Origin of the sequence: Microbacterium sp. Be9, from assembly GCF_011754135.1 — a bacterium.
Taxonomy (GTDB): domain Bacteria; phylum Actinomycetota; class Actinomycetes; order Actinomycetales; family Microbacteriaceae; genus Microbacterium; species Microbacterium maritypicum_A.
Genome location: NZ_WNWT01000007.1, coordinates 85,472 through 98,657, shown reverse-complemented (window position 1 = coordinate 98,657; position 13,186 = coordinate 85,472). Strand labels below are relative to the sequence as shown.

At 69.4% G+C, this 13,186-nt stretch carries 8 protein-coding genes; 3 read left to right on the top strand and 5 right to left on the bottom strand.

Annotated elements, in window-relative coordinates:
* Window positions 1–61: 61 nt before the first annotated feature.
* The 5 genes from GLO27_RS18470 to GLO27_RS18450 form a co-directional block, all read right to left on the bottom strand.
* A complete protein-coding gene (locus GLO27_RS18470; protein WP_167256381.1) occupies window positions 62–2,581 on the bottom strand; it encodes a LuxR C-terminal-related transcriptional regulator in 2,520 nt (839 codons plus the stop codon).
* Window positions 2,582–2,726: 145 nt separating this feature from the next.
* Entirely contained in the window at window positions 2,727–4,052 is a 1,326-nt protein-coding gene (locus tag GLO27_RS18465; RefSeq protein WP_167256379.1) for a threonine/serine exporter family protein, read from the bottom strand.
* 20 nt (window positions 4,053–4,072) lie between these two features.
* Entirely contained in the window at window positions 4,073–5,428 is a 1,356-nt protein-coding gene (locus GLO27_RS18460) for an anaerobic C4-dicarboxylate transporter family protein (RefSeq protein ID WP_021200189.1), read from the bottom strand.
* Window positions 5,425–6,165, bottom strand: a complete 741-nt coding sequence (locus tag GLO27_RS18455; protein WP_167256378.1) for a peptidase E — start codon at window positions 6,163–6,165, stop codon at window positions 5,425–5,427. The genes GLO27_RS18460 and GLO27_RS18455 overlap by 4 nt, the downstream gene beginning before the upstream one ends.
* 102 nt (window positions 6,166–6,267) lie before the next feature.
* Complete coding sequence (locus GLO27_RS18450; protein ID WP_167256376.1) at window positions 6,268–7,005, bottom strand: SGNH/GDSL hydrolase family protein; 738 nt, start codon at window positions 7,003–7,005, stop codon at window positions 6,268–6,270.
* Window positions 7,006–7,571: 566 nt separating this feature from the next.
* On the opposite strand from GLO27_RS18450, the gene GLO27_RS18445 reads away from it, so the two are divergent.
* The 3 genes from GLO27_RS18445 (at window position 7,572) to GLO27_RS18435 (ending at window position 13,165) form a co-directional block, all read left to right on the top strand.
* The gene (locus GLO27_RS18445; RefSeq protein WP_167256374.1) at window positions 7,572–9,389 is read left to right on the top strand and encodes a DUF5979 domain-containing protein; all 1,818 of its coding nucleotides are present in this window, start codon (window positions 7,572–7,574) and stop codon (window positions 9,387–9,389) included.
* Between the two features lie 118 nt (window positions 9,390–9,507).
* Window positions 9,508–10,962, top strand: coding sequence for a sigma-70 family RNA polymerase sigma factor (locus GLO27_RS18440; protein ID WP_167256372.1), 1,455 nt, complete (start codon window positions 9,508–9,510; stop codon window positions 10,960–10,962).
* 109 nt (window positions 10,963–11,071) lie between these two features.
* On the top strand, window positions 11,072–13,165 hold the full coding sequence (locus GLO27_RS18435) for a DUF11 domain-containing protein (RefSeq protein WP_167256370.1): 2,094 nt from the start codon (window positions 11,072–11,074) through the stop codon (window positions 13,163–13,165).
* The last annotated feature ends 21 nt before the right edge of the window (window positions 13,166–13,186 follow it).

The following is a 13,186-nucleotide window of genomic DNA, read 5'->3' as shown; positions in this document are numbered from 1 at the left end:
GAAAGGCCTCGTCCGTCGCATGCGACGGACGAGGCCTTCCGCGTTCCCGCGCGACCGCGGGTCACTCCGGGAGCAGACCGTGGCGCGCCGCCTGCTCCATCGCCTCGGCGCGGTTGTGGGCGCCGAGCTTGCGATAGATGCTGCGGAGCTGGGTCTTGAGCGTGTTCTGCGAGACGCGGAGCTCGTCGGCGATCGCCGGCAGCGGCGCTCCCGACGTCAGGGCGCGCAGCACGATCTGCTCGCGGGATGACAGTCGTGGCCGGGTCGCGAAGGACGGCAGCGCCGATCGCAGCGGGAAGGTCGCCCGACCGGTGGGGTCGAGATCGGATCGCACGGCGCCGAAGTCCTCGGCGCCCAGGAGCACGAGCGGGGTGGTGAGTCCCCGGTCGGTGAGCTGGGCGTTCAGTGCCTCGCTCGACGGCTGTGCGGCCGCAGCGGACACCCGGTGCAGCGCGGCGCTGTGCACGGCCGCTGCTTCGGCGCGCTCTCGGGCCGTGGAGGGGCGCAGGCGGGTCTGCCCCAGAAGCCGGACCACGTCGGCGGTCCTGCCGTCGACGAGTGCCAGACGCGCCCGTTTGAGGACCGTGCCGAAACGGTCGGGAAGCGTATCCCGCTGCACGATGTTCCTGGCGGTGCTCACATCACCGAGGGCGAGGTGCAGGAGCGTCCTCGGGCGCGACAGGGCGTGGCGCACGTGAGGTGCACTCGCCTCTTTTCCCCGGAGACGGACGAACGACTCCAGGCGCTCCAGTCCGGCAGCGGCCTCACCCTCGTGCAGAGCGATCCATGCCTCCACGGAGGCCATCGTCGTCCAGTGCTCGCTCGTCGCCCGGTACGGTTCGAAGAAGCGGATGTGCCGCTTCGCCGCGGCGATGTCGCCGTCCTCGACCGCGAGCATCGCCTCGGCCACCCGGTAGTAGGTGCCCCGATAGCTGTCGAGGAGCACCGGGGCCCATTCGCCGTCGCGGATGAGACCGACATAATGACGCGCCTCCGGCAGATCCCCGTTCAGGGCGTGGACCCCGGCGAGGAGGCATATCCCGTGGAAGGCGTTGGTGCTCCCGTGCGCCGCGGCCAGGGCGGTGGCCTCCTCCCACAGCCGGATGGCCTCCTCCTGCTCTCCGCCGTAATAGAGCGAGATGCCCAGATGGGTGCACAGCAGCGGCATGTCGCGGGCGTACTGCTGCCACTGCGATTCGGGGGTCTCGTGGAACAGCGCCAGTGCGCGCGCCGCCACCTGGGCTGCCCGCTCCGGTCGACCGATGGCTCGCAGCGACGCGCTCTCGGCCGCCCAGATGAAGATCCGCTCTGTGGCCGAGAGCGTCGTGCGGCGGGCGTTCGCCGCCGCCACCGCCATGCGCAGCAGCTGGAGCCCGCGCTGGCGTCGGAGCCGGTTGGGTTTGAGGCACATCCCGAGCAGCATGGCCACGAGGGGCTCCCGCTTGAGCCGCGCCACGGGCACATCCCCGAGCAGCTCGACCACCGCATTCCGATCACGGTGGAGCAGCCGGTTCCATCCCGACATCGTGACGTGCGTCGCGAGGCGCAGGTCGTCGTCTTCCAGGGCGAGGCGGAGTCCCTCGAGCGGGAGGTCGCGGCGCACCGCACCTTCTGCCGCGACGCGCCGCAGCTGGGGGATCTCGTGCGGAGCGACCCGGCGGAGCTCGCGGCGCAACATGCCTCGCGTGAGCGGCGTCAGGGCGAAGGCGCTGCGCCCGTCGGCGGCCCAGCGACCGAAGCCGAACGTCTCGGCCTGGTCCAGGGCTCTGGGGATCTCGGCGTCACCCGTCAGCGCCACCGCGAGCGGAACGTCGACCGACTCCGTGACGCTGATCCGCAACAGGCCCTGCAGGGTCTGCCGATCGAAGGCGCATTCGGCGAGCCGATCCTGCAGGTAGTCCTCGATCACGGTGGTGGCGGCGCGCAACGACACCGCGTCCGTTCCGGCGCCGCGGAGGGCCAGCGCACGGATGAGAGCGGGAAACCCTCCCGTCGCTTCGCGCGTCGCGATGGCCGTGTCTTCGTCGACATCGAGCGCCCGGCGGATCTCCTCGGCGTCGAACATGAGCTCTTCGGGGGCCAGGAGCGTCGTGTCGATCACGAGGTCGAGGCCCTCGCTGTCGAAGGGGCTGGGGCGGTTCGTGGCGACGATCAGGCGGGTCAGCGGGGTGGTGGCGACGGCTCGACACAGTGCGAACACGCCCTCGCGGTCGACGGCGGCCGCATCATCGAGCACCACGACCAGTGGACCGTCCACGTCGCACAGACGCGAGGTCACGGCGGCCCAGCCGTCTTCCGCGGCGGCGGAGTGCGCGGGAGCCGTGCCCGGCAGTACCCGCAGCAGCGCGCGGGCGAGGGCATCGCCGGTCGCGATGGAAGGCGTCACGGTGATCCACACGACACGTGAGGTGGTCGCGGCCGCCCAATCGACGAGGGCGGTGGTCTTGCCCGACCCCGATGCCGACCGGACCAGCGTCAACGGCGTCTCGGTCTCGAGCGCGGCGATCAGTCGTGGACGACTGATGGCGTGCGCCGATACTCGCGGTATGTGTCCGTCCCCCTGCGCGACAAATGCCGACACCGTACCTCCCCAGGTCCCCACCCCTACGATATTCCGAAATCTCAGAGGGGCAAGCCAGAGGGGCAAGCCAGAGGGGCAAGCCAGGGGGAGGGAGTGCCGGTGATACCCGGGGGAGGGATGCCGGACTCTGCGCCGTCCGGTCGCGTCAGCGGTCGGCCGACCGACGCCACGGAGCCGTGAGCCGTGACCAGAATCTCGGAGTCGACGTGGTCTCGTCGGGCGCAGGCAGGGCCACGGCGAACTGCACGATCTCTTCCGCACCATGATGCACGACGCGGTACAGCGCGGTGCCGATGAGCACACCGAGGGCGATCGACATGACCGAGACGAGGGCCGCGACGAAGTCGGTGAGTCCGCCGTCGGTGGCGACCGCCTCGGTGAGTCCGACCAGACCGGCCGCTCCGGGGACGAGCAGCCAGAACGCCGGCAGGAACGTGAGCTGCGACGGCGCCCCGTGCCGGAGCCCCGCGATCCAGAAGACGACGGGGGTCATCACGAGCGCGCCGACGAAACCTCCGACCGTGGGGCCGACGAACTCGTTGCCTGCCCACTGCCCCGAATACGCGACGACCAGGGCGATCAGCACCCAGCCGAAGGTCGAGGGCGGCGCCGAGAAATGCAGATAGTTGCCGAGCGCGAAGACGAGGATGCCGATGATCGCCACCCACCACGGCAGGGGGGAGGTGGCCTCCAACGGTTCGTATGATCGCGACTCCACTCCCACCACGGTGCCGGCGGCGAGGATGCCGAACGCCAGGAGGGCCAGCTGCACGAAGCCGTAGACCAGGCGGGAGGCGCCGGAGATCATCTGTCCGGCCGCCAGCTCGACCGTCGCCGTGGTCAGCACGCCGCCGGGGAGGAACGTCACCAGCGGCGCGATGAGAAGACGGATCGGATCGCCGATCTCGATCACCTCGGCCAGGAGGAAGACCGCCGCCGCACACACGAACGCGGCGGCGATGGGCAGGATCAGCTGGAGTGTCGGCGACCGCACCAGCTTGAGCAGCCCGATACCGAAGCCGAGCACGAACGCGACGATCACGCCCTGCCAGGTCGGCGCGAGCAGCAGGGCGAGCCCGGTGGTGAGGATGGCGTGACCCAGGGTGCGCGTGAACCAGTCGAGCCGCGGGCGCATGGCTCCGATCTCGTTCAGCCGTCTGATGCCGTCGAGTGGCGGGATCGCCCCCGTCCGCGCCTGGCCGATCAGTTCGTACAGCGCGGCGATCTGATCGAAGCGGAAAGAGGCGTTCGTGGCGGAGCGGATCGCGACGCGGGCTTCCTCCGACTCCCCGGTCTCGACGAGGATGATCGTCGGCAGGACGACGAAGTCGGCGTCACCGCCGCCGTAGGCCTTCGCGACGTCGGTCATCGTGTCGCGGATGCGGTCGACCGATTCGGCCGAGGCGTTCATGCCCTGCGCCAACCCGAGCAGGAACTGTCGCGGTGCGGTCCGGTCGACGCCGTCGGTCATGTCGTGGACGACCGCTCAGCTCACGTGAACAGGAACGAGAGCGGCACGCCCACGATGATCGCCACGGCCACGTAGATGAGGTTCGGCAGTTGGAACGAGTGGTCGAAGACGAACTTGCCCATCTTGGTGGTTCCCGTCTGGTCGAACGCCACGGTCGCGACCTGGCTGCCGTTGGCCGGCAGCGTGTAGATGCCCATCGCCGCCGGCCAGAGCCCCACCAGGAGCGAGGCGGGCAGGCCGATCGTGATGCCGATCGGCACGATCGCGTTCGTGGCGCTCGACTGGCTGGTCGTGAGCATCGCGACCGCGAACAGCGCCAGCGCGAACAGCAGCGCGCCGAGGAAAGCCGAAGACCCGGAGACCACCGAGCCGAGTCCGTCGACGATGAGGGTCTGGTTCGCGGCGACGAACGTGTTCGCCAGCCAGGCGATGCCGAAGAGCGCGATGGCGCCGACGATGCCGGCGGGGAACGTGGGCTGCTTGGGCACGTCGGCTGCCTTCACCTTGCAGAAGACGAAGATCAGGGCGGCGATGATGCCCATCACGACCTCGATGATCACGGTGACGCTGAGTCGAACCGGGTCGCCGGCGTCGTCGGTGCCGATGACCGGACGCAGATTCTCGAACAGGCCGAAGAGCACGATCACGCCGACGCCGGCCAGGAACAGCGAGGCGGAGAGGACGGCGGTCGACGGCAGCTTCTTCTCGTGGGCGTCGGTCTCCGGCGGCTTGATCTGGTGGTCGGCCAGGCGCCTCTGGAACTCGGGGTCGTCCTCCAGGTCCTTGCCGTGACGCATCATGACGAGTGCGGCGACGAAGAGCCCGACGATCGAGGCCGGCCACATGATGAGCAGCAGCCCGCCGAGGTCGACTCCCTGAGGGGCGAGCAGCACCACCATCGAGGCGGTGGCTGCGGAGACGGGGGAGCACAGGATGCCGACCTGCGAGGCGACGGCGGAGACCGAGAGCGCCCGCTCCGGACGGATCTTCTGCTGATACGAGACGTCGTAGATGACGGGCAGCAACGGGTAGAAGATGTTCCCCGTTCCGGCGCCCACCGTGAAGAGGAACGACATCGCCGGGGCGAGGAAGACCACGGATCTCGGCCTGCGTCTGATCACCTTCGCCGCGACCGACACCATCCAGTCGATGCCGCCGGCGGCTTGCATGGTCGATGCGGCGGTGATGACGGTGATGACGATGAAGACCGCATCGACCGGCGCATTGCCGGGCGCCTCGCCGAAGAAGAAGATGAGGACGGCCACGCCGACCAGCCCCCACACGCCGAGCCCGATCCCGCTCGTGCGGGTGCCCATGTAGATGGCGCCGATGACGACGATCAGCTCGGCGACGAGGATCCACACGTTGTCGTTCATGACGACGGTCCCTTCACGATCGGGGCGTTCCCGGCGAGCACCGTCGTGGGGAGTTCGGTCTCGACGATCTTGCCGTCGATGGCTTCGACGCGCAGGGCGAGGGCGTCCTCCACGGGGCTGACCGCGGTCACGAAGGTGGAGTTCGCGAAGTGCAGGGACTGGAGGTTGCCGACCGCGTACCCGGTGGAGAGCTCGCCGCTCAGCAGAGAGGCGTGGAACAGCGGACGGCGCTGGTCCTCGGCGTCGTAGTGCGGGCAGAAGCTGCCGTGCAGGAACCCGAGTCCCTCGGGAAGGACCTGCAGGGTGGGACCGTAGCTGTCGGTGGTGCCGCCTTCGAACCAGCAGATGCCCCCGGCGCTGCCTCCGGTGAACACCACATTCGAGTCGGGGTCCTCCCACATCTCGCGCATGATCTCGTCGAGGCCCTGTCGCTTCCACACGTCGAGCATGTTCGCGGTGTTCCCGCCGCCGACGTGGATCACGTCGAAGCCCTTGACGAAGCCGGCGAGGTCGTCGACCGCGCGGTGGAAGAGCGGCAGGTGGTGCGGCGCGCACCTGTCGGAGTCGTAGGTGGAGTAGAAGCTCACGATGTACGCGCTGTCGTCACCCGTGGCCGTGCCGACGAAGAGGACGCGGGGTCGCTCCTTGCCGGTGAGCTCGAGGATGTAATCGTGCGTCGGGTCGTTCCGACGCTCCATCATGGCCTTCCCGGCCCCTGTTGCCACCACGTGAGACATGCCCCCACCTCTCCGACGACTGCGAATGCGCTCAACCTAGCGGGGGCCTGCGGCGGCGTCCAGAGGCCTTTCGTCCACCGAGGGTGAGGGCGTCCGAGCGGTCTAGCCGTTCAGCCGGGCGGTCGCGACCATTCCTTCGAGCAGGGCGAAGGTGCGCGCGCGGGGCCCGTCGGGGCGGATGCCGATCACGTGCGCGAGTTCGAGCGCGAGGGCCGCATGCCCTTCGGTGTTCGGGTGGAACGGATCGTTCATGAGCCCCCACGGGACGCCACCGGCGCCGATATCGGCGAAGCGGGCGTACTGGTCGACCAGGATCACGTCCTCGCTCGCGGCGACGTGCCGCACGGCATCGCCGAACTCGCCGATGCGCGCCCGCTCCGGGGCGTTGCGGGTGTCGATCGCGGGCGGGGTCTGCAGCACCGGGATCGCCCCGAGCCCGCGCACCCGCTCGACGAACTCCCGCAGCGACGCGGCGTAGTCGTCCGCCGTGATGACCTCGCGCGGTCCACCGTCGGAGGCGTCGTTCGTTCCGATCATGAGCGTGACGACGTCGGGGTGCCACGACGCGACGCGACGGTCCCAGTCGCCGAGGAGGTCGACGATGCGGTTGCCGCTGATCGCGGTGTTCAGCACGACGTCGCGCACGCGCTCCAGTTCGCCGCGGATCAGCTCGTGCAGGTGCTCCGGGTAGCTGCGCCCGCCCTGTGTGTGCACCAGCCCATGGGTGATCGAGTCGCCCGTGATGACCCAGTTCAGCGGCTCCGGATCCGCGAGGGCCGCGGCGATGCGGCGGAGGTCGGAGGCGGCGGATGCGGAGACGGAGGATTCGGCGTTCGACACGGCACCGAGCCTATCGGCCGGGTTTCGCGGCTGTGTTCCGAGGGGCGGACAAAAATCGTCCGCCGCACGCGTAATGGTCCGCGTCGATCGTCGTCATGCTCGCGAGGGTTCGGTCGGGCGCCACGGACACCGTCCATGGCGCCCGGGTGGTGGGTCCCCGCTCACCCCTGCTTCCCCAGACGGCCACCCTCGTGCGGCGGGCTCCCCTCGCCCGCCGCACATTCCCCGCATTCGTCGACGCGGACGCGGACCAGTACCGCGATCGACCACGTATGCCAGAACGCCGATATACGCACGTGCGCAGGGGCGGTCGAGGAGGGCGTCGACGCGTACTGTCGGTGCGGGTCCGAGCCGTCATCGCAGCCGGTGCCGAGCGCACCGCTCACGATCGCACCGGAGCCCCGAGCGATCGGCCGCACCGCAGAGGACGTTAGAGGTCAGCTCCAAGGGGCGTTGTCGGATTCCGAAAAAGCTCGCGGGTGCCGTAGTGACCCCGCGGCTGCCGAGTCCTGTCTGACACAGCGCACGCAAGCTCATGCGCGAAGACCGCCACCGGAGGAACCACGTTGACCGATCCGCCACCTGCCCGAACACGGAAATCCCAGCCGCAGCGGCTCGCCCGCCGAGGCATCGCCTTCCTCGCCCTGCTCGCGGGACTCATCGGACTCGTGATCGCGCCGTCGCCGGCTTCGGCTGCGCCGCCGTACGCCACGGAGGCGTCGATCGACGCCGTGCAATTCACCGAGGGCGTCGTCCAGAGCGGCACGAAAGCCGAACTGACCGGTTCCTGGTCGCTGCCCGATAACCCCGCCACCCCTGCGGGGTTCGTCGTCGACCTCCCCGGGGGTCTTCGGGGGCTGCAGGATGCGTTCCCCCTGCTCGATGCGGGGGGAGCGCTGATGGGAAGTTGTGTGACCACGGCGGATCAGCTCGTGTGCGATCTCGACAGCGAGTACGTGAAGAGCCATCCGGTCGGCCTCTCCGGAGGCTTCTCGTTCTGGGCGACCGTGACCACCGAGGTGACCGAGCAGACCACGGTCGAGTACGACTTCGGCGACGCGTCGGCCACGGTGGAGGTGACTCCGGCCGCACTCGCGTGCACAGACGACTGCGACTTCGTCGGTCGCTCGAACTTCAAGAGCGGTGAATATCAGAACGGCACCGACACGATCTTCTGGGATGTCGCCGTCGGCGCGGGCGCAACGGGCATGACGGGCGGCCAGGAAGTGGTGGTCCACGACATCCTCGGACCGAACCAGGCCCTCCTCCCGGTTTCGGCGAGCGGAGAGCGGTTCCCGAGCCTCTGGGCGACCAACACCCTCATGACGCTCCCCGGCGGCCTCGTCGTCCCCGGACCCTTCGTCGAGCGTCCCCTCAGCGACTACGTCGTCTCGGCGGACGGTGCCACCGTCAGCTTCACGGCGGAGGAGGGCTACTTCTACAACGTCCACTACCTCTCCGAGGTCACCGATGGGGGAGCAGCCGGAACCTACCGGAACGCCGCAGACATCAAGGTCGGAACCCAGACGACGGCCACGACGACGTCGGAGGTCACGCGGCACGGCGGCTCGGGAACCGGTGGGGGCACCCAGGTCGGCACGTTCACGATCGCCAAGCACCTTCGCGGAGACGACGCGAACCTCGACGACCTCACTTTCCGCGGTGCCTACTCGGTCGCGATTCCCGGTAGCACTCCCGTCACCGGCGACTTCGCCGTCCAGGCGGGAGAGACCTGGACCAGCCCGGCGTTCCCCGTGGGCAGCATCGTGGAGCTCTCCGAGTCGTTGGCCGGCCTCCCGGGGAATCTCGATTGGGCCGCGCCCGACTTCTCCTCGAAGACGTTCGCGATCGAGGCCGGGAACGCCGTGGACGTCTCGTTGAACAACACCGCGACGCTGCGGCGTCAGCCCTTCTCCGCGGTGAAGACCGTCTCGGGTCCCTCTGCTGCGACGACCCGGGTGCCAGCGGACACGGTCTACGTCATCGAGTACTCGTACCCGGCAGGGCCCGGCTTCGCCGCAGGTTCCGGAGAGCTCACCCTGACGGCGGGAGAATCCGTCTCCGCGCCGGCGCTTCCCGTCGGCGCCGACGTCACGATCCGCGAGCGCGCTCCGAAGCCCATCGAGGGGATCAGCTGGGGTGCGCCGCAGATCAGTCCCGAGCGCTTCACGGTCGGCGATCAGAACGTCACCGTCGCCGTGAAGAACCCGGTCGACGTGGTCGTGCCTCCGCCGGTGACGCCGAAGGATCCGGGCGTTTCCGGTTCGACGCTGGCATCCACCGGAACCGAGGGGGCGGTGTCGAGCCTGCTGCTCGCAGCATTGCTGCTCGGGGGAGGCGCAAGCCTCGTCGTGAGGAGGCGACTGCGCCGATCGCACGACTAGTTCGACGGCCCCGGCAGGGTCCGCGAGTCGATGCGGCTGGCGGACCCTCGGGGTGCGAAACACACGGGATCGCTGCTTTCCGCGCATCCCGGCAAGGCCCTTGGGGGAAAGGGACGACATGAGCCATCGCTATACAGACCATCGCTACGCGGAGGTGAGCCGGGAGGCGGACGCCGAACTCCTCGCCTGCGCACGCACGGGCGATCAGCGTGCGTATGCCGAACTCTGGCGACGCTATGAGCACGTGGCCAGAGCCGTCGCCCGCACCTACTGGTGGTCGGCCGACCCCGACGACCTCGTCGCCGAGTCCTTCACCCGTATCTATCAGGCGATGCAGGCCGGCAAAGGGCCCCAGAGTGCGTTCAAGCCCTATCTCTTCGCGACGATGAGGAACCTGGCGATCAGCTGGGGTCGAGCCCGCCGCGAGGTCCCCATCGAACACATCGAGACGGTCGAAGACCCGGCCTCCACCGAAGCCGCCGCAGACGCCGACTTCGACGCTTCTCTGGTCTCGAAGGCGATCCTCGCCCTCCCGGAGCGCTGGCAGGAGGTCCTCTGGTTCGGTGAGGTCGAGAACCTCTCCATGCAGGAGATCGGAAAGCGCCTCGAGATCACTGAACGCGCCGCGGCCGTGCTCGCGTTCCGGGCCAGGGAAGGGCTCCGACAGGCGTGGATCGCCGCGCATCTGAAGGAGCGACCCCCGACCTCGAAGGAGTGCCGGTGGACGTTGGGCAAGATCGGGGCCCACGCTCGCCGCCGCCTCACCGTCCGGGACGATCAGCGGGTCCGTGCACATCTCGAGCACTGCGATGACTGCCGCGCGGGGGCCGAGGAAGCCCGACGGGCGAGCTCGCGGATGCTGTCCATCCTGTTCCCCGCAGGCCTCGCACTCGGCGGGGGCGCTCAGGTGTGGCAATCGCTGTCCCTCGAGGGAGCCTCCGCCACAGCCGCCCCGATGCCCGTCACGGTCACGGTGCCCTTCGCCGGTCTCGCCGCGGCGAAAGCGGGCCTCGTCGGAATGGCCATCGTGACGGTTGCGGCGCTCGCCGTCGGGGTCACCGGCAGCGTCGTGAACAACAACGACAGTGCGGTCGCTGCCACGGCGTTCGCGCACACCGACTCCTCGGATGCGGGGCCCGGCTCCGGTTCCCTCCCGACCGATCTCCCCACCCTCGTCCCCAGTGCGGCACCGACGGCCGAGCCCTCTGCCGTGCCGCTTACAGAGACCACCCCGCTCCCGCAGGCCTCCTCACCCCCCGCTGTGCCCCCACCTCCTCCCGCTCCTGCGCAGGTCCCCGGCCCGCCGGTGATCCTCTCGATCCCTTCCCAGGTCACGCGGACCCAGTGGATCAGCGCCTCGGTGCGTTGCGAGGTCGGCGCCGAGGTCTCCGTCTCCGCCTACGGGGTCACCGTCGCCGCCGGAACATGCACCACCGACGAGACGTGGCAGGCGAGCATCGATGTCAGCTCCTACCCGGTGCCGTGGGGGACAGCGATCGGTTTCGCTTTCGCTCAGTCCAACATCGCCGGAGTCTCGGGCAGCGCATGGGCGGAGGTGGTCGTCGTGGATTGATCTCGATCCTCGCGTAATCGATCGCGGGAATCCGCGTCCAGTACGCATGCGGCACCCCTGTGGCGCCTCCCCGAACCGCCAGGAACATGAGATTGGAACCAACCTCACCATGTGGAAGAGATCGAGCGCACTCCTGCTCGGAACCCTGCTCGCGATGGGAGCTGTCGCGTCCGCGGCTCCTGCGTCTGCCGCGATAGGAGCCGCGACCATCGTGAACCCCAAGACCGGGGTCTTCACCCTCGCCGACGGCACCGTCGCGACCGCGACGATCTCCGGCGACGGCGCCCGTGTCTTCGGAGGCCAGGGGCAGTCGCTCGGCGCATGGAGCGGAGTCGACGCCATGTATGCCGACGGCGTATCGGCGAAGGACCTTCCGGTCCTCAACATCCATTCCAGTCGCGACTGCGGGAGCGCCGCACGATGCGCCGACGGGCAGATCACCGTCGAATTCGATCGTCCGGTCGACAACCCTGCGATCCACATCGCGGAGTTCGGTGCCGGCAACGGGGGCGCCGCGACCGGGTGGTCCGCCGCCGACGGAATCCGCTTCTCCTCGGCTGACGGCGGTGCGACGGCCGCCGTCGTGTCGGCCGGCGCGACATTCACCGACGGTGGCGACGGCTTTCATCGCGGTGACGTGAAGATCAACTGCTCCGCACCGACTCGGCCCGGGGGTTGCGGAAGCTTCACCGTACCGGGGACCAAGATCACCCGGATCGTGTTCGACGTGGCGCGCTTCGCGCTGAGCGCAGACCAGGCGGCCGGCCTCGACGGCTACGCGTTCGGGGTGACCGCGACGGCGACCCCCGTTCCGACCCTTCCCGGCCTCTCCGTCTCGAAGACCGTGGACAAGGCGGCTGCGGTGCCCGGAGATGAGCTGGACTACACCATCACGGTCAAGAACATGGGCGACGCCGCTGCGCGCCGGGTTCCCGTCACCGACGCCCTCCCACGCGGGCTGACCGGTGTCACCGCAGGGCAGGGGGGAGACATCGGCGACGCGAGCGTGTCCTGGACCGTCGACGAGATCCCCGCCGGCGGTCAGAGCCAGTTGCATGTGCGTGGCACCGTGGACCGCTCCGGCGCGGGCACGACCCTCGTGAACCGGGCCGTCGTGAAGAACTCCGCCGACGCACCCGCCGAGACCCCCGCTCCCGCGTACACGACGCCGTGCGCCGACGACTCGGCCGCTGCGTGCGCCTCCACCGTCATCGCCGCGCTGCCTGCGCTGGCGGTGTCCAAGACCGTCGACAAGCAGGTCGCGGGACACGGTGAGGTGCTCACCTACACCCTGACCGTCGCCAACTCCGGCACCACCGCTGCTGTCGGGGTGCCGGTCAGGGACCTGCTTCCTGCCGCACTCACCCAGGTATCCGCGGATCGAGGGGGTGTGGTCGCCGAAGGCGTGGTCCGTTGGACCGTCCCCGAGGTGCCCGCCGGCGGCGTGGTGGAGCTGCACGTGACCGGAACGACTCCGGGTGGGCTCGACGAGGCGAACATCGTGAATCGCGCCGCGGTGCAGAATCCGGCCGATGCCCCCGCGGGCACGCCGGCACCGACGGTGATCACCCCGTGTCCCGATGACGTCCAGCAGGCATGCGCGCTGACGGTCGTCCCCGCGAGTGCGTCGCTGGAGATCAGCAAGACCGTGAAGCAGTCCACTGCACAGGCCGGGGCCATCCTCGACTACACGATCACCGTGACCAACACCGGTCCCGGTACCGCCGTGCAGATCCCGGTCGTCGACGACCTGCCCGATGGGGCACGGTTCATCTCCGCATCGACGGGGGGCATCGCTGTCAGGGACCGGGTCGGCTGGATGGTGGAGCAGATCCTCCCTGGTCAGACGGCGACCATGACGATGCGGGCGCAGGTGCCACTGGGCACGACCGCCAAGGTCGTCAATCGCGCGACCATCTCCTATGACCAGAGCATGAGTGATGCCCTGCGCACCGCGGCGAAGCAGGCCGGGGTGCCCTACCCCGACGACCTGGCCGATCTGCCCGCGCTCCCTCCGCACACCGCGGCGCACGCGTGCGGCGGAGACGAATCCTGGTCGTGCGCAGAGACCGCCATCACCCCCGCACCGGCGGGGCTGGCCCAGACCGGGGCGACGTTCGCTCTGGCGATCCCCGCGGTCGTCCTCCTCGCGGCTGGGGCATTCCTCACCGTCGCCGGCGTTCGCCGCAAGTCCAACCACTAACCACTCACCGTGTCGGCCCCG